Genomic DNA, 16,779 nt, shown 5'->3' with positions numbered 1-16,779 from the left:
GCGACTGCGTCAGTGCAATGTGCTTGTCTAGCGAGCGCAGGTAAAACGCTGGAAACCAAGCGGTTTATTGCGTTTATGCACGTACGCCTCACATCGGCGCAACGTAAGCGCTAGAGCGTCACGTTTTGCACGTGCTGTGCGCGTATCTGCACGCTACACAAGAAAGCGCAGCTGAATCTGGCGCGATGATTCATCAACTGGTCAGTCCAAAATTCATGTCGCGTTCCATCGAATAACGGAGAATTTACATCTCGGCAGCTAACGGCATTCGCCTCAGCGCCGGTCCAATCAAATAAGTACAGGTATCCCGATCATGAAGACTTCTTTGCTGGCCCTCGGCCTTCTCGCAGCTCTGCCGTTTGCGGCTTCGGCTGCTGAAAACCTCTCCTACAACTTCGTCGAAGGCGATTACGTGCGCACGCCGACCGAAGGTCGCGATGCGGATGGCTGGGGCGTGAAGGCCTCTTACGCCATCGCTCCGAACTTCCATGTGTTCGGCGATTACAGCAAGCAGAACGCTGACGACAACAACAACGTGTTCGAGAACACCGACTCGGACTTCCAGCAGTGGGGCGTCGGCGTTGGCTTCAACCACGAAATCGCCACGAGCACCGACTTCGTTGCGCGCGTTGCCTACCGCAAGCTGGACCTGGACACCCCGAACATCAACTTCGACGGCTACAGCGTTGAAGCCGGTCTGCGTAACGCCTTCGGCGAGCACTTCGAAGTCTATGCACTGGCTGGCTACGAAGACTTCTCCAAGAAGCGTGGCATCGACATCGGCGACAACTTCTACGGCCGTCTTGGCGCCCAGGTGAAGTTGAACCAGAACTGGGGCATCAACGGCGACATCCGTATGGATGGCGACGGCAACAAGGAATGGTCGGTCGGCCCGCGCTTCAGCTGGTAAGCCGCACGTTTGACTGCAACGCGATCTCTCTCCCGCGTTGCACTGGAAGCCCGGTCCCCCGACCGGGCTTCTTTCTTTTGGCGGTTTGCACACGCACGTCACGATACGCATCGCTTCGCACAGGGAACCTCGCCAACGATGCGCCTGCGCCACGAGGGTTGGCCATGCGTGCGTTGGGCGCCCCCACATACCTGACGTCTGATCCGCCAAAGCCCTGCTTGCGCCGCGGCACGCGGCCACACAAAAACGCCCGGTCGTGCCGGGCGTTGTGTTGTGCATCTTCGCAATAGACGCCGAAACGCTACCGGTCTTGGAGCGGCGAACAAAACGTAGCGAGCGATCATCCAGTGGGTGTGGACGGTGCGCGCGGAACCACAATGAAAGAGTGGTACGCGAGATTCCGAGCACCGGCCACGCAGGCCTGGTGGTGAGGGCAGCGTTTTGTCAGCTGTTCTCAGGTGAACAAGGTCTGCGGGTACTCTGGCTTGCGCTCGCGTGCCAGCAATTCCTTCAAGCCTGCTTCCGGGGTGATTTCACCGTGCAATACCGCACGCACGGCATTGGAGATCGGCAGTTCGATGCCGTGGTGTTCGGCCTGACGCATGACCTCATCGGCCGTCTGCACCGATTCGACCACCTGACCGATCTCGCGGATCGCCTCGTCCAAGCTCTGCCCGCGCCCCAAGGCCAGACCCAGGCGACGGTTGCGCGACAGATCGCCGGTGCAGGTGAGCACCAGATCGCCCAACCCGGCCAGGCCCATCAAGGTCTCCGGACGAGCGCCGATCACCGCCGCCAGACGCAGCATCTCGTTCAAGCCACGTGTGATCAAACCGGCACGTGCATTGAGACCAAGCTGCATGCCATCGGCCACGCCGGTGGCCACCGCCAGCACGTTCTTCATCGCCCCGCCGAGCTCGGCGCCCACCATGTCGTCGCCGGTGTAGGCGCGGAAAGTGGGGCCATGCATCGCGTCGGCCACCACTTGCGCAAACGCCGCATCGTCGCCGTGCACGGTGATGGCGGTCGGCAGGCCGAGCGTGACTTCCTTGGCGAAGGAAGGTCCGGTCACCACGGCCAGCGGAACGCTGGGGCCGAGGATGTCACGCGCCACTTCATGCAGAAACCGCCCGGAACCCGGTTCGAAGCCTTTGGTCGCCCACGCAACGCCGGCACCGGGCGGGCGCAGCGGTGCGATCAGCCGGATCGTCTCGGTGAACGCATGCGAGGGCACCACCACCAGGATCCAAGTGGCGTCAGCGACCGCCGCCTGCAGGTCGGTGGTGGCACGCAGGCTGTCGGGCAGTGCAATGCCCGGCAGATAGCGCGCGTTCTCGTGGGTGCGGTCGATGGTATCCACCATCGCCGCATCGCGCCCCCAGAGCACGGTCGGGTGACCATGCCTGGCGAGCAGCGCGGCCAGGGCCGTGCCCCAGGAACCGGCGCCGAGAACGGCGATCTTGTGGGTCAAATCGCTCATCGGCGCAATCAACGCTTAGGCGTTGCCAGCCGGCTCGGAATCGGCCAGCGAGGTCCCTTCGTTCTGACGCTGACGCAGGGTTTCCGCATATAGGGCTTCGAAATTGATCGGCTGCAGGTAGAACGGCGGGAAGCCGCCGGCCTGGATCAGGTCGCTGACCAGGGTGCGCACGTACGGGAACAGGATGTTCGGGCACTGGGTGCCGAGCAGCACGTCGATCGCCTGCGGGTCCAGGCCGACCAGGCCGAACACGCCGGCCTGCTGCACTTCGGCCACATAGGCCGTCTTGCCACCGGCGGTGCAGGTCAGGGTCACGGCCAACACCACTTCGAAGGCATTGTCGTTGAGGCGCTGCACCTTCTGGTTGAGGTTCAGCTGCAGCTCGGGCTGGTTGGCGTCATTGAAGACGGCCGGTGCGTTCGGAGATTCGAAGGACACGTCCTTGACGTAAATCTTTTCGATGGTGAAGGCGGGACCAGCAGCGGCGTCGGCCGGCGCAGCGGCGCCGTTGAGGATTTCGTCGGACATTCCTAACTCCAGAAACGGTTCGGTGGATGCAGCGTTGAGTGATGCGAACGTGAAAGCGCGAGTCTCTCACGCCAGCAATGGGGGCGTGCCGGGTGCCGCACAAGGCCGATCAGCGGCCCTTGATCAGTGGCAGCTCGGCCATCTGCCAGGCGGCCACGCCGCCTTCGAGCCAGTACACCTGTTCGAAACCGGCTTTCTTCAGCGTCTTGGCTGCACCGGCGGAGGTGGTGCCACTGCGGCAGACCACCACCACCGGCGAGGCCTTGGCGTTGGCCAAGAGCTTGCCGGCTGGGTCGAACTTGGCCAGCGCCACGTTCCGGCTGCCGGCGATGTGGCCTTTTTCGAAGTCGGCAGTGGGCGACAGGTCGATCACCAGCGCGTTTTCGCTGTTGATCAGACGGGTCAGCTCGGCCGGCTTGAGCGCGCGATAGCCGCGGAACAGGCGCGCGACCTCGGTGACGATCAGGGCGATGGTCAGGCCCACCAGGGCCAGCGACAACATGGGGTTGCGGCCGACAAAGGCCTGCAGCTCTTCGAAATTCACGGGGTCAGGGTCAGTCGAGCGGGCGGGAATTGTCGCACAGCTGGCGCACGCGACGCCTGGCGCGCAGGGGCAGGCTACTGGCCCTTCCACAGGTCGGGCAGGCCGCTGGCCAGCCACCAGCGCTTCTGCTCGGGATTCCAGCGCCAGATCTCGATGCTGCGCACCAGCCGTTCGGCCTGGGTATTGCGGTTGATCACCCGCAACTCGACCTCGCGCCGCAGGTCGCCGTTGGGGTCTTGGCCCACGCGCACTTCGCGGTAGCCGGAAATCTGCACCTGCTCGTAGCGCGAACGTTCCAGGTCGCTGAGCGGATGCGCCTGGGCATATGCCGGCTCGACGAAGCCCAGCGCGGCGTCGAAATCGTTCCAGCGCACGGCGGCCGTGTAGGCGGCCTGGGTGGTTTCCAGCGCACGCGCCTGGGCACGGCTGCCGGCATTGGCCACCCCGCTCAGCAGTGCCAGCCCAAGCAGCACGATCGTTGTAATGACTGCACGCATGCGTATTCCCCCGGATCCAGCCGGCATCCTACCGTTTTGGAAACGCCACGAAGCGCCCGCTCAACGTGGCCGCGGCGGCACCGGAGCCCAGCGCGATCTGCGCGCGCATGCCGATGCGCGCCTTGCCGCGCTGCCGGAACGTCGCCAGAAAGGCCTCCCAGCTCCCCAGCTCGGACGGCTCGGCATTGGCGACCAGGTCTTCGTACACCGGCGCGACATAGCGCAGCTGGCTGTCGGCGACGTAGACATCGGCGTGGTGCCCGGCCAATTGCAGCTGCAGGGTCAGCCACCCCCAGCTGGCCAGCGTCATCAGCGAGGCCAGGCTGCCGCCGAATGCATTGGCCTTGTCGTTGACGTTGGCCTGCAGCGGTGCCCGCAGGCGCAACGCACCATCGTGCAAGCCGTCGACAGCGATGCCCATCGACAGGACCGGCGGCATGGCGATGAACTGCTGCTGCAGCGACTGCAGGGCGGATGCGAGCGTGCACGAAGGAGTCATCGGCAAAGACTGGAAGACGGCGAAGGGCGGCATCATGCCGCAATGTTCTGCGAGCGTCTTGTGCACCTGCATGACATGCGGCACCGCATGGTGAATGCAGTCATCGCCACGTGCGATGTGCAGGCCGGCATCGCTCTGGTTGCGTGCAACAAACGTATCGACACCTTGGTGCAACCCGGATCGCCCGCTCGGTCAGCAAGCGATGTCCGCCACGTGCCTGCCGGTGGCGTTGCAGATAGCGCGCCATGCATAAAACCGCCAGCCAACGACCGCGCAACCGCCAGGCAGAACCGACGCCTGCGCGCGCCGGTTTGTTTGCCGCGCTATGGCGCAAAGACCACCTTGCGATAGCCCTGCGCCACCCGCAAGAGCGCGGTGGCCCTGGCTTTCCAATGCGTACTGCGCTGCTTCTGTGCGTGCGTCAGCGGCGCATCGATCGTGCTGGTAAATACGATGTTTTCCGCAGCTGCATGGAAGAACTTGTCCTGGATGCACGCAGCCGGCGAGAGTTGATAGGTGGACAGCTGGTGCGCCACTGGCGACTCGCTCCACCCGAACAAAAAAATATCGGCCATGGTGTGCCAGCGCGCCTTTGCAGCCAGCAGCAATCGCGCCGCATCCCTGCTGATGATCAGCGCGCCGGCGCACACCGGCCAACAATGCTGATACCTCGATGGCCGCACCAGGCGCAGGTGGCGCCCGGCGACATCCGCCACTTTGGCATCGAGCTTGATGCGGTTGTAGGACGGCTCCAGCCGCACGATGCTGTTGCCGCCGGGCAGCCAATCGGTGCTGCGCAATAGCGCCGGCAGCGCATCGGACAGATGCATGTCGTCTTCGAAAATCGCCGTGTAGGCGTCATCGGAATCGGCCGCAATGCGCCACGCTGCCTGATGACTGAGAAAGCAGCCGATGTTGGACGCTGTCCACTTGCGCGGGCCGGTGCTGAAGGCATCGCCCGACCCTTCCAGTGGACGCTCGCGTACGAAGTCGGCGATCTGCTCGTCCGTCAACGTGGCGCCATCGACGGCAGCAATGCGCTCGAACGGCAGGCCCAGCGCATCCAAGCGCGCCGACATGGCCTGCAGCCGGTCGCCGCTGCGCTGCATATTGATAAGGTAGGACTTGATCACTTCGCCGCTCCAGCACGGTTGTCGGCCAGGATCGTGACCGGATTCCCAGCGGTTGCAAGAGGTTCTGGATCGAGTCGAAGGGCGCCAGTCAGGGTGCCAAAAACATCGCTCCGGCGGCCGGCACTTCGTCATCGATGCGCACTGGCACCCCTGGATGCGGCGACATTGCGCCGCAGGTGACCGGCGCTCTCGCATAATCACGCCATGACCGGCCTTGCCCATTCCGATGCTGCCTGGACCCTGATCTCGCTGCGCCCCAGCGGTGAACATGCGCCGCTACGGCGGGCAGTTGCGCGGCATGGCGGACGGGTACTTGCGCTGTCGCCATGGCGCTTGCAGACCCATGACACCGCACAAGCGCGAGACGCGCTGCGGCAGGCGCTGGCAGCACCGATTGCGATTTTCACCAGCCCGGCGGCAGTGCAGGCGGCGCATCGTCTGGCGCCGCTGCAGCGCCCGGCGCAGGCGCACTGGGTCAGCGTGGGCGACGGCACTGCGCGCGCATTGCACGCCTGCGGCATCGACACCGTGGTGCGGCCGGCGCGCATGGACAGCGAAGGCCTGCTTGCGCTGCCGTTGCTGCAGGCGCCGCTACAGGCCGTCGGGCTGATCACCGCCCCCGGCGGACGCGGCATGCTGGCGCCAACGCTGCAGCAGCGCGGTGCGCGCATCGTGCGTGCCGATGTCTATCAACGCGTCCCGCTGCGCTTGCGCGCCTCGGCCATCCAGGCGTTGTCGCTTGCACTGCCGCGCAGCGTGCTGGCGCTCAGTAGCGCCGAAGCGCTGACGCTGGTTCTGCAACAGCTCCCTGCCGAACTGGTCGCTGCGTGGCAACAGCGTCCGGTCGTGGCATCCAGCGATCGTATGCTCGACGCCGCACATGCCGCCGGCTTCGCGCATGGCATGCGCGCAGAAGGCCCGTTGCCGCTGCAGCTCGCCGCTGCTGCTGAGGCGGCGGTCATGACACCACCGCGACCTTGCTGAACTGCGAACTCAAGCACAGCTTGCCGCCGTCCGGCGCTGCACGCCATGCTGTGTGCGATGACTGCGGCGCCTGCGCCGGTCGTGACTGCCCGAGGATGTCCGAATGACCGAAATGCCCGCTCCTGCGCGACGCTTTCCCTTGGCATGGCTGCTGCTTGTCGTGGCCGTGGCGGCCGTCGGTGTGGCGCTGCTGCTGGGCTGGCGCGCGTGGCAGAACTATCAGGCAACGCAGCTGCAGGCCGCGCAGGCGCAGCAGCAACGCTGGGACGGCACCCAGCAAATGCTGGAAACGCTGCGCCGCGATCAGCGCCTGGCCAACGAGCGTCTGCAGGACGCGGCGGCCACCAACCGCGTCCTGCGCGACGAGATGCTGGGCCTGATTCAGCGCAGCGCATTGCTCGAAGACACCGTGCAAAAGCTGGCCGACCCCAACCGTCATGGCGCACAGGCGCTGCGCCTGGATGAAGTGGAGCTGCTGCTGCGGCTTGGCCAGCAGCGCCTGAGCATCGCCGGCGATGCCGATGGCGCGCGGCGCGCCTATGCGCTGGCCAACGGCGCACTCAACGGCATCGACGACCCCGGTTATCTCAATCTGCGTCAGGCATTGGTGCAGGAACGCGATGCGCTGGAGCGTCTCGGGGCCGGCCCGCAGGCGGAGGCCGGCAAGAATCTGGACGCCTTGGCCGCCGAGTTGCAGCGCCTGCCGGAACAGACCGCGCAGGCCAGCGACGCGGCGCAACCGTGGTGGCAAAAGGCGCTGGCGCCGCTGGTGGACATCCGTCCCAGCCGCGGCGACGCCTTGCTTACCGGCGGCGACCGGCATGCTGCGCGCGATGCAGTGCAGATCGAAATCAGCCTGGCCCGCGCGGCCGCGGAACGTGGCGATGCCGCCGGTTTTGCGCAATCGCTGCGCCGCGTGGAGACCTGGACTACCCGGCTCTGGCCGGATTCGCCGCAACGTCGTCAGCTGCGTGCGCGCTTGCGCAGCCTGCAACAAGCGCCACTGCGTCCGCGCATGCCGGAACTGGGCACCACCCTGCTGCAACTGCAGGCCATGCGTGAAGGGAGATCCACCCAATGAAAGTGTTGCGTACCGTCTTGATTCTGCTGGTTGCCGTGGCGCTGGGCGTGCTCGGCGCACAGTGGCTATCGCACCAGAACAGTTACGACCTTGGCAACGTCGTTGTCAGTGTGGGAGGTAACGACTATCACGCCGCCATGCCGCAGGCGCTGCTGATCCTGCTGATCGCCTTGCTGGTGCTGTGGTTGCTATGGACGTTGATCAGCCTGCCGTTCCGCGTGTGGGGCAAGTACCGCCGCAACAAGGGCCGTGCGCGTTTGATCGAAGGTCTGCGCGCTGCCGATCATGGCCAATGGCAACGCGCCGAGCGGCTGCTGGTCAGTGCCAGCGAAGACGACGAGGTGAGCGGCATTGCCCTGGCCAGCGCAGTGCGCGTGGCCGATGCGCGCGGCGACGATGCGGCGGCCACGGCACTTGCAAAGCAACTGGCCGAGCGCGACCCGACAGGATATGCGCTGTTGCAGGGCGAGCGGCACCTGGCGCGCCAGCGCCCGGTCGACGCAATCAATGCACTGGATAGCGCCAACGCGCAGCCGTTGCCGGCACGCGGCCTGCTCTTGCGCACCCATGCCCTGGCGCAGATCGGTCGCGCCGACGAAGCCTATGGCCAGCTCGGTGCGCTGCGTCAGCAGGCGGTCTTGGCGCCCGATGCTTACAGCACGCTGGAAGCGACGCTGGCCGAGCAGACCCTGTTGCAGGCCAGCGACGCCAATGCACTGGCCGAGCGCTGGGAAGCATTGCCCAAAGCATTACGCACCACGCCGGCAGTGGTGGGCGCCTACGCGCAACGTGCGGCCGTGCTGCATTGGGACGATGCCGCCGTGCACAGCCTGGAGCAGGCGCTGGACGCGCAATGGGACGAATCGCTTGTGCGCCTGTACGGCGTGCTGCCGCTGGAAAAATACGATTCGCGCCGCGCCAGCGCGCAGCGCTGGCTGACCCAATATCCCGACAGCCCAGGGCTGTTGCTGACACTGGCGCGGCTCGCGCGTCACCAGCAGCAGTGGTCGCAGGCCGAGGAATTCCTGCATCGCGCCATCGCAAGCGGCGCCGGCAGCGAGGCCTGGGAAGAATTGGGACACGGTTTTGCCGCCTCCGGCGACCTGCTGTCGGCACAGCATTGCTATGCCAATGCCTTGCGCGCCGCACGTGGCGAACCGGTGCAGGACGTCATGCCACAGCAGTCGTTGCGCGAGCCGGTCATCACCACGTACGACCCCGCGCCAATCGATCCGCACGCAGCGGACGATCGCATCCTGTAGTGGAGACAGCGGCGGTATGCGATGTGCGTACCGCCGCATTGCACCCCCAAGAACAAGGCGAATGCTCGCCAAGTGGGCATCTACTCCATCGAAGAAGTTGACGTTGCGTTGTTGCCACGCGCAGCGATGGAATGAAGGAGAGGATTCACAAAGGCGGCGACTGCGCCTGCGAATCCCGGATCACCCATGCCCAATCCCATACCGCGCAGCGGCATCAGCGCTCGACGATGGCCACCACGCCCATGCCGCCGGCGGTGCAGATCGAAATCAACGCGCGGCCGCCGCCACGCTCTTCCAACTGCTTGGCAGCGGTGGCCACCACGCGTGCGCCAGTGGCGGCGAATGGATGGCCGGTGGCCAGCGACGAGCCCAGCGGATTGATCTTGTCCGGGTCGATGCGACCCAGCGGCGCGTCCAGGCCCAGCCGGTTGCGGCAGTAGTCCTCGCTCTCCCACGCGCGCAGCGTGCACAGCACCTGCGCGGCGAAGGCCTCGTGGATTTCGTAGATATCGAAGTCCTGCAGGGTCAGGCCCTGGCGCGCCAGCATCTGCGGCACCGCAATGGTGGGCGCCATCAGCAGGCCTTCGCCATGCACGAAGTCGACTGCCGCCACCTGTGCATCGCGCAGGTAGGCCATCGGCGTGTGGCCATGCGCCAACGCCCAGGCTTCGCTGGAGAGCAGCACCGCGGCGGCGCCATCGGTGAGCGGGGTGGAATTGGCCGCGGTCAACGTGCCACGGCCGGAGGTCTTGTCGAAGGCCGGGCGCAAGGTCGCGAGTTTTTCCAGCGAGGTGTCGGCGCGCAGGATGTTGTCGCGCGAGACGCCGCGGAACGGCGCGATCAGCGCGTCGAAGAAACCGCGCTCATAGGCAGCGGCCAGCTTGTGGTGCGAGGCCACCGCCCATTCGTCCTGCGAATCGCGCGAGATGTTCCATTCATTGGCCATGTCCTCGCAATGGTCGCCCATGCTCTTGCCGGTGCGCGGCTCGGCCACGCCGGGGAATTCGGGCTTGAGCTCGGCCAGCTTGAAGCCGCGCAGCAGCGCCCTGAGCTTGTCGCCGGTGGCCTTGGCGCGGTTGGCGGCCAGCAGCCGTGCGCGCAACTTCTTGCCGTACACGATCGGCACTTCGGAGGTGGTGTCGGAGCCGCCGCCGATGCCCGAGTCGATCTGCCCCAGCGCGATCTTGTTGGCGATGGTGATGACCGAATCCAGGCTGGTGCCGCAGGCGCGCTGCAGGGTGATGGCCGGCGTCAGCGGCGACAGACCCGACGACAGCGCCGCCTCGCGCGCCAGGTTCCAGTCCGCGGAGTGCTTGATCACCGCGCCCATCGCCACTTCGCCCAATTGCTGCCCATGCAACCCGAAGCGCTCGACCAACGCGCCCAGCGTGCGCACCGACATGCCCAGGTTGCCCACGTCCGCGTACGCGGTGTTCTGACGACAGAACGGGATACGAACGCCGCCCAGAATGGCGACGGGACGGGCTGCGGGCATCGGTTGACCTGGCATGGGGGACTCGGGGACATGGCCTGCACAGGGCCGGCAGGCATAATGGCCGCAGTGTAGCTTCGACCCCGTGATGGGCCAACCGCGAATCATGAGCAAGACCGAACACGGCGTAACCGCCATGGGTGTGCTGGCGCTGGAATTGACCGGCGGAAGCGCCCCCGAGCGCGGGGCCTTGGCGCCGGCGCAGGCCGGCATGCTGGCCGAACGCATCGGCCGCGACCTGGCGCAGTGGATCCCGGAAGTCCGCGATCTGGAACTGAGCGTGGCATTGGCGCATTTCGATCCGTCGGAAGTGTTGCGGCCCGGCTGGCCGCTGCATCGGCGCCTGGAAGAGCTGCAGGCGCGTGCACCCGGGCGCGACCAGGGCCCGCGGGTGCTGGCCTTCGGTGCCGACGCGCAAGGCGAGATTCCGCTGCCGTTCCAGGCCGATGCGCAACTGGTCGGCGGTGGGTTGCGCGTGCTGCCGTTCCTGCTGTCCGGCGACCCGCAGACGGTTGCCACCGTGGCCGATGCAATGGAAGAAATCTTGCTTGCTCAGGGCATGGCGCAGGCCGACACCGCCTTGCTGGCGCAGGAAAGCTTCGGCGCCCGCATCGAGCATGCGCGATATCTCACCGCCAACGATCTGGCGGCGATGATGTCGATGCAGTATGACAATCAGGGCCTGGCGCCGCTGTGGCCCCTCATCGAAGCCGCACTGCTGGCACCGTATACCGAAGAGTGGCTGGAGCAGCCCCCCGAACCGGTGTTGCGCTACATCGACGGCGAAGTGCGCATCGCCTTGTTCGACCCGGCAGGCTGGTGCGATTACTACGCGCACGACCGCGAAGACTGCGAACGCCTGCGCGGGGTGTACGAGCACTATCTGGCACGCCAGCGGCAGATGGCCGCCGTGCTGGAAGCGCATGGGCTGCCGGTGCTGTACGTGCATATTGAGCCGGGCCAGGATCCGCGGCAGGCGCTGGCGGCGTGAGCCAGACGCCGGCGGCCTTGCCCCCAGCGCTGCAGGGCGTGCTGGAAACCGGCGTGTATGTTGCGGACCTGGATCGGGCATGCGCCTTCTACGCCCGCGTGCTGGGGCTGCAACCGATGCATCGCGATACGCGCATGGCCGCCTACGCCATCGCGCCTGCGCAGGTCCTGCTGCTGTTCCTGCAAGGCAGCACCTCGGCGACGGTTACGCTGCCGGGCGGCACGATTCCGCCGCATGACGGCAACGGGCGCCAGCATTTCGCACTGGCCATCGCAAACGATGCCCTGCCCAGCTGGGAAAATCACCTGCATGCCTGCGGGGTCGCCATCGAAGGCCGCACGCAATGGCCGGGCGGCGGGCAAAGCATTTACTTCCGCGATCCCGATGCGCATCTGCTGGAATTGGCAACACCGGGCTTGTGGGCGAATTATTGAGTGATCGCTGCCGGGTGAGCCGCATGCAGTGATCGATCAACAACGCGCGATTGGCCGGCTGGAAGCCACCGGTTCGATCTCCTTGAAGCCATGCACTGCCTCCAGGCGAACCGTCCGCTTGTTCGCCTGGCTCTGGCCCGACCGGCCTTGGACAACAGATAACTGCGTCTGGGGAAGCACAATGACCGCCCGCGAGCGAGTGCCGGGTGATCGCCAGGGGCAGTGGAAGGCGGCGTTCGCGGCGATCGTTCAACAATCGCTGCGCTGGATGCGCACGGGTTGCGCTTACTGCATCGGCAAGCCGCCGCATCCAGGCGCATGCATCCGCACGCGCGCCATAGCGCGGTCGGACCGAAGCTTCGACGCTGCACCACGCGCCTAATCAAACGCCACCGCCGCGACGATATCGCCACGGCGTTGGTGTGTGCGCTCCCGCGCTGCCTGCACATCCATCGGCACGTCGGCCGACATCGACCACAGCGTTCGTCGTTATTCAACCGTTGCCGTGCATCGACAACGGTCGCAGAGCACTTACTTGGCCGGCGCCTGCGCGTTGTCGGTGGTGATCACACCGCAGGCCAGGCGGCCGCCCGCGTTGCCGGTGGGCTGGGTTTTGTAGTCGTCTGCGTCGGCATGCACGATCACCGCGTGGCCGGCGATATCGAACTTGTCGGCCTTGCCGAGGTTGACGTTGCTGGAGACCGGGCCGTCGATGCTGGCGTTACCCTGCGCGTCGGCGGTGATGTTGGGCATGTCGCCACCGTGATGCGGGTCGGCGCTGATGTTGCCGTGATCGGACTGGGACGGGTTGAAGTGACCGCCGGCGCTGCTGCCGTCCGGTGCGCTGCAATCGCCCTTTTCGTGGATGTGGAAGCCGTGCTCGGTATTGGGCTTGAGGCCGCTGAGCTGGCCGGTGACACGCAGCGCACCGTCCACGGTCTTGAACGTCACCGTGCCTTTGACGTCATTACCCTTGGTCGGCTTTAGCTCGGCGGTTGCGGTGGTGGTGGCTGCCGCTTCGGTGACCATGGAAGCGGCGTGTTCGCCACCATGCGCCGCTTCGGCCGGCGTGCTGGCCTGCGGTGCAGGTGCCGGCTCGGCCGGCGCCGGTTCGTCGCGCTTGCACGCGGTCAGCACCAGGGCGGTGGCCAGAAACAAGGTGGTCGGAACAATACGCATGGAGAACTCCTGAAGAAAGGCCGCAACTGCAGCCGTTGATGCCCCGACTCAGGGCTGCGAAGGGGGCGTGCCCCATTGAGTGACGCGAATGACGCCGCAGGCCAGGCGCGCACCGGCATTGCCGCTGGGCTGGCTGCGATAGTCGTCGGGGTCGGCATGCACGATCAGCGATTTGCCGATCACATCCGTCGGAGCACTGTCGCCCAGACTGATGCCGGACAGGATCATGTCCAGATGCACCACGCCTTCGGCGTCTGCACGCAGATTGTCCATATCGCCCAGATGATGCGCGCCGCCGCCGGCACGCCCGTGCGGCGCACCACCCGGGTTGAAATGCGCGCCGGCGCTGCTGGCATCGGCCGCGCTGCAATCGCCGCGTTCGTGCACATGGAATCCGGACACACCGCCCGGCCGCAAGCCGCCGATGGTGCCAGTGAGGCGGATACCCTGCAGCGCCGGCACCAGCACCACCCGACCGCTGACCAGGCTGCCCGAGGCAGATGCCAGCGCAGCCTCGGCTTGCTGCACCGGGCGCGCAGGCACCACCCGCGCCGCTGGCGGCGGAGGCGCCTTGGGCGGCGGCGGCGTGCTGCTGCAGGCGGCCAGCGCCAGCGCGGTGAGGGCAACGATCGTGGGCGACCGGTAACGCATCGAGCAGTTCTCCTGATCAGGCTGGAAACCTATGCGGGCGCATGTTCACGTGTCATGAAATGCACCCGCTGGCAGCGCAGGAGTTTACGGGGTTGGTGTGCTGGGTTGGTGTGCTGGGTTGGTGTGCTGGGTTGGTGTGCTGGGTTGGTGTGCTGGGTTGGTGTGCTGGGTTGGTGTGCTGGGTCGGATTGCCAGATGGTGTGCGCGGCGCCAGGCACGGTGCGAACTGCCTGGACGACGGCGTCGGCACGGCAGGGCTGGGGTGGCGTTATCGACAGACACCGGATGCGGCGGCGTGCCACGCATCGACGCTTGCCGCGGGCAATGTCGGGCAGCCTCGGCTCGATCAAGGCCACGTTGGATCGGTGCGCATGCAGTCGCGCCTGCATCGGCACAGGCACCCTCACCCCTCTCTCATGGGAGAGGGGCGTTAGACCCAAATCAGCGACGTTTGCGCCCCGGGCCGAGTTTGCGGGTGACCGTGTTGCGGCCCAGGCCCAGGCGGGCGGCAGCTTCGGCGCGGCGGCCCTGGGTGAGTTGCAAGGCCGCTTCGAGCAAGGTCCTGTCCAGGCGCTCGCGCGCTTCGGCGTGCAGGCCCTGGGCACCTTCGCTCAGGCGTTGCGCGGCCCAGCTGGAAAGCATGTCGTCCCACTGCCCATCGCTGCGACCGCTGCGGTGACGACGGCCGCCGCGCGCCAGTGCGGCGTCCACGTCGACCACGTCGATGATGTCCGAGGTCGCCAGCGCCGCCAGGCGCCAGCACACGTTTTCCAGTTCGCGCACGTTGCCGGGCCAGTCGTACTGGCGCAGGTCTTCCAGCGCGGCCGACGACAGCCGCTTGGGCAGCATGTCGAGTTTGCGCCCGGCCATGGCCAGGAAATTTTCGGCCAGTTGCGCGATGTCGCCGCGCCGTTCGCGCAGCGGCGGCAATTGCAGGCGCACCACATCCAGGCGGTGCAGCAGATCGGCGCGGAAGCGGCCTTGTTCGACCAGCGCCTCCAGGTCCTGGTGGGTGGCGGCGATCACGCGCACATCGACGCGGATCAATTCGCGCCCACCAACGCGGAAGAATTCGTTCTCTGCCAACACGCGCAGCAGGCGGGTCTGCAGCGGCAACGGCATGTCGCCGATTTCGTCCAGAAACAGCGTGCCGCCATCGGCCTGTTCGAAGCGGCCGATATGCCGTTTGGTCGCCCCGGTGAACGCGCCGGTTTCGTGGCCGAACAACTCGCTTTCCAGTAATTCGGCCGGGATGGCGGCGGTGTTGAGCGCGACGAAGGGTTTGCGCGCGCGCGGGGATTCGTTGTGCAACGCGCGCGCGACCAACTCCTTGCCGGTACCGGTTTCGCCATTGATCAGCACCGACAGCGGCGCCTGCGCCAGGCGTCCGATCGCGCGGAACAAGGCCTGCATCGCGGGCGTGTCGCCGATCAACGAGGCCGAGCCCTCGGCCAGCCGCGTGACGACGATTTCTTCGACGCCGGCATCGGCGTCCGGCAGCGCGCGCGCAGCCAGTGCCACCGCGTCGTCCAGGTCGAACGGCTTGGACAGGAACTCGTGCGCGCCGCCGCGGAAGGCACCGGCGGTGCTGGCAACGTCGGTATAGGCCGACATCACGATCACCGGCAATTGCGGGTGTTTGGATTTGAGTTTGTCGAGCAGGGTCAGGCCGTCTTCGCCGGGCATGCGCACGTCGGTGAACAGCAAATCCGGCGTGGGCCGCATGCCGAGCGCCTGCAGCGCGGCAGCGGCGCTGTCGAAGCCGTCCACAGCGTAGCCGGCATCGCGCAAGGCGGTGGACAGCACGAAACGGACCGACCGGTCGTCGTCGACCACCCAGATGTGGGATACGGCGGCGGTCTCAGCCATGCAGATGCTCCTTGTCGTGATCGCCGGCCAGCTCGGGCAGCAGCAGGGTGAAAACGGTATGGCCCGGACGCGAGCGATAGGTCAGCGTGCCGTGGTGTTCGCGCGAGACCTGCTGGGCTAGCGCCAGGCCCAGCCCGCTGCCTTCGGCGCGGCCGCTGACCAGTGGCAGAAACAGGTGCTCGGCCAGTTCTTCCGGCACGCCGCCGCCGTCGTCGATGATTTCCAGCCGCAGCGACATCGCATGCACGCGGTCGCGGATGCGCTGGCCATGCTCGACGCGGGTGCGCAGCGTCACGCGCGTGGCGCCGGCCTGGAAGGCGTTACGCACCAGGTTCCAGACCGCCTGGGTCAGGCGGTCGCCATCGCCCAGAATGTCGGGAATGCTGGGGTCGTAGTCGCGCTGCACCTGCACCGACCAGCCGCCCTCGGCTTCGGCCAGGCGCAACACCCGTTCGAGCACCACATGGATGTTGAGGCGGTCGTGCGGGCGCGCCGGGGTGGGCGACAGCAGCCGTTCGAGCAAGGTATTGAGGCGCTCGATCTCGGTGCCGATCAGCTCGATCAGCTCGCGTTCGTCTTCGTCGCGCCCGGCCGCGCGGCGTGCCAGCAGCTGCGCGGCGCCCTTCAGCCCGGCCAGCGGATTGCGCAGTTCGTGCGCCAACCCTTTGAGCGCAGCGCTCAAGGCGTTGGGCAGGGCGTGGGTGGGATCGAGCGCGGGGAATTCGTCGACCGGGTGGGTTTCCAGCAGCCAGCCGCCATCGTCCAGCCGCGACAGCCAGCCTTCGGCAAAGCGCGGCGCGTCGTTGGGCAGGCCCAGCGCCAGCCGGTGCAGACGCAATATGTCGCGCTCGTCGTTGAGCAGGAAGCGCGCCAGCGCATCGCCCTGCACTTCCAGCGCGGCCAGGGGCTGTTCGACCAACCGCCGTGCACTGACCCCGAGCCAGCGGGCAAACGCCGGGTTGACGCCCAGCACGCGGCCCTCGCGGTCGGCCCAGGCGACCGGTGTGCCCAGGCTGTCCAGCGATGGCATGGAGGAGGACGTCACCATTGCACCAATTTAGTGCAAACAGAATGGAAATGCGCGGATGGCGCGCAAAGCGAAGCGTGCGTTGAAACAATGCTGGCCAGACGGCGGCGGGGCCCACCGCTCCAGCGTGCATCCGCGCCGGCAGTCACGGGCGTGGGGCTGGTCATGCAGGCACCTCGGCAGTGGTTCCGCGCCCAACGGGCGACGGGGGAAAACGG

The 16,779-nt window shown here is 66.5% G+C and carries 18 protein-coding genes and 1 other RNA gene; 7 read left to right on the top strand and 12 right to left on the bottom strand.

Going from position 1 to position 16,779, the window contains the following annotated elements:
- Positions 1–313: 313 nt before the first annotated feature.
- Positions 314–910 carry an OmpO family porin gene (locus tag F7R02_RS12155; protein ID WP_003488520.1) on the top strand — a complete coding sequence of 199 codons (597 nt, stop codon included), beginning with the start codon at positions 314–316 and terminating at the stop codon, positions 908–910.
- A 317-nt stretch (positions 911–1,227) separates the two neighbouring features.
- Here F7R02_RS12155 and F7R02_RS12150 read toward each other — a convergent pair.
- From F7R02_RS12150 to F7R02_RS12120, 7 genes are all read right to left on the bottom strand, one after another.
- Positions 1,228–1,304, bottom strand: a non-coding RNA gene (locus tag F7R02_RS12150) — sX9 sRNA.
- 60 nt (positions 1,305–1,364) lie between these two features.
- Entirely contained in the window at positions 1,365–2,390 is a 1,026-nt protein-coding gene (locus tag F7R02_RS12145; protein WP_003488517.1) for an NAD(P)H-dependent glycerol-3-phosphate dehydrogenase, read from the bottom strand.
- Positions 2,391–2,405: 15 nt separating this feature from the next.
- Complete coding sequence (gene secB, locus F7R02_RS12140; protein WP_003488515.1) at positions 2,406–2,918, bottom strand: protein-export chaperone SecB; 513 nt, start codon at positions 2,916–2,918, stop codon at positions 2,406–2,408.
- Positions 2,919–3,027: 109 nt separating this feature from the next.
- Positions 3,028–3,462 (bottom strand): rhodanese-like domain-containing protein, encoded by a 435-nt coding sequence (locus F7R02_RS12135; RefSeq protein ID WP_005912207.1) that lies wholly within the window; start codon positions 3,460–3,462, stop codon positions 3,028–3,030.
- A 74-nt stretch (positions 3,463–3,536) separates the two neighbouring features.
- Positions 3,537–3,959, bottom strand: a complete 423-nt coding sequence (locus F7R02_RS12130; protein WP_003488512.1) for a hypothetical protein — start codon at positions 3,957–3,959, stop codon at positions 3,537–3,539.
- Positions 3,960–3,987: 28 nt separating this feature from the next.
- Positions 3,988–4,458 (bottom strand): YiiD C-terminal domain-containing protein, encoded by a 471-nt coding sequence (locus F7R02_RS12125; protein ID WP_017156408.1) that lies wholly within the window; start codon positions 4,456–4,458, stop codon positions 3,988–3,990.
- 323 nt (positions 4,459–4,781) lie between these two features.
- Positions 4,782–5,591 (bottom strand): glycosyltransferase family 25 protein, encoded by an 810-nt coding sequence (locus tag F7R02_RS12120; RefSeq protein ID WP_005912201.1) that lies wholly within the window; start codon positions 5,589–5,591, stop codon positions 4,782–4,784.
- A 204-nt stretch (positions 5,592–5,795) separates the two neighbouring features.
- On the opposite strand from F7R02_RS12120, the gene F7R02_RS12115 reads away from it, so the two are divergent.
- The 3 genes from F7R02_RS12115 to F7R02_RS12105 all read left to right on the top strand — a co-directional run bounded on the left by F7R02_RS12115 (position 5,796) and on the right by F7R02_RS12105 (position 8,918).
- On the top strand, positions 5,796–6,575 hold the full coding sequence (locus F7R02_RS12115) for a uroporphyrinogen-III synthase (protein WP_005921156.1): 780 nt from the start codon (positions 5,796–5,798) through the stop codon (positions 6,573–6,575).
- A gap of 103 nt (positions 6,576–6,678) precedes the next feature.
- Entirely contained in the window at positions 6,679–7,656 is a 978-nt protein-coding gene (locus F7R02_RS12110) for a uroporphyrinogen-III C-methyltransferase (RefSeq protein WP_078591058.1), read from the top strand.
- Positions 7,653–8,918 carry a heme biosynthesis protein HemY gene (locus F7R02_RS12105; RefSeq protein ID WP_078591057.1) on the top strand — a complete coding sequence of 422 codons (1,266 nt, stop codon included), beginning with the start codon at positions 7,653–7,655 and terminating at the stop codon, positions 8,916–8,918. The genes F7R02_RS12110 and F7R02_RS12105 overlap by 4 nt, the downstream gene beginning before the upstream one ends.
- Before the next feature lie 214 nt (positions 8,919–9,132).
- Here the strand turns inward: F7R02_RS12105 and F7R02_RS12100 are convergent, their stop codons facing one another.
- The gene (locus F7R02_RS12100) at positions 9,133–10,428 is read right to left on the bottom strand and encodes an acetyl-CoA C-acetyltransferase (protein ID WP_078591056.1); all 1,296 of its coding nucleotides are present in this window, start codon (positions 10,426–10,428) and stop codon (positions 9,133–9,135) included.
- An 88-nt stretch (positions 10,429–10,516) separates the two neighbouring features.
- Between F7R02_RS12100 and F7R02_RS12095 the strand changes: the two genes are divergently transcribed.
- The 3 genes from F7R02_RS12095 to F7R02_RS26895 are packed head-to-tail and all read left to right on the top strand — an operon-like array spanning position 10,517 to position 12,217.
- Complete coding sequence (locus tag F7R02_RS12095; protein WP_172397280.1) at positions 10,517–11,401, top strand: hypothetical protein; 885 nt, start codon at positions 10,517–10,519, stop codon at positions 11,399–11,401.
- The gene (locus F7R02_RS12090) at positions 11,398–11,835 is read left to right on the top strand and encodes a VOC family protein (RefSeq protein WP_167521020.1); all 438 of its coding nucleotides are present in this window, start codon (positions 11,398–11,400) and stop codon (positions 11,833–11,835) included. Before F7R02_RS12095 ends, F7R02_RS12090 begins: the two co-directional genes overlap by 4 nt.
- Positions 11,836–11,863: 28 nt before the next feature.
- On the top strand, positions 11,864–12,217 hold the full coding sequence (locus F7R02_RS26895) for a hypothetical protein (RefSeq protein ID WP_235900892.1): 354 nt from the start codon (positions 11,864–11,866) through the stop codon (positions 12,215–12,217).
- Positions 12,218–12,366: 149 nt separating this feature from the next.
- Here F7R02_RS26895 and F7R02_RS12080 read toward each other — a convergent pair whose 3' ends face one another.
- From F7R02_RS12080 to F7R02_RS12065, 4 genes are all read right to left on the bottom strand, one after another.
- Positions 12,367–13,014, bottom strand: coding sequence for a superoxide dismutase family protein (locus tag F7R02_RS12080; RefSeq protein ID WP_139371085.1), 648 nt, complete (start codon positions 13,012–13,014; stop codon positions 12,367–12,369).
- 48 nt (positions 13,015–13,062) lie between these two features.
- Positions 13,063–13,665, bottom strand: coding sequence for a superoxide dismutase family protein (locus tag F7R02_RS12075; protein ID WP_167521019.1), 603 nt, complete (start codon positions 13,663–13,665; stop codon positions 13,063–13,065).
- 441 nt (positions 13,666–14,106) lie between these two features.
- The gene (ntrC, locus tag F7R02_RS12070; protein ID WP_033480317.1) at positions 14,107–15,534 is read right to left on the bottom strand and encodes a nitrogen regulation protein NR(I); all 1,428 of its coding nucleotides are present in this window, start codon (positions 15,532–15,534) and stop codon (positions 14,107–14,109) included.
- Positions 15,527–16,582: a two-component system sensor histidine kinase NtrB gene (locus tag F7R02_RS12065; RefSeq protein WP_003488485.1), complete on the bottom strand. Its 1,056-nt coding sequence runs from the start codon at positions 16,580–16,582 to the stop codon at positions 15,527–15,529. Before F7R02_RS12065 ends, ntrC begins: the two co-directional genes overlap by 8 nt.
- Between the last annotated feature and the right edge of the window lie 197 nt (positions 16,583–16,779).

The organism is Xanthomonas cissicola (assembly GCF_008801575.1).
In the GTDB taxonomy this organism is placed as follows: Bacteria; Pseudomonadota; Gammaproteobacteria; order Xanthomonadales; family Xanthomonadaceae; genus Xanthomonas; species Xanthomonas cissicola.
Note: the sequence above shows the minus strand (reverse complement) of the source record. Positions and strands in the feature narration are given on the sequence as shown.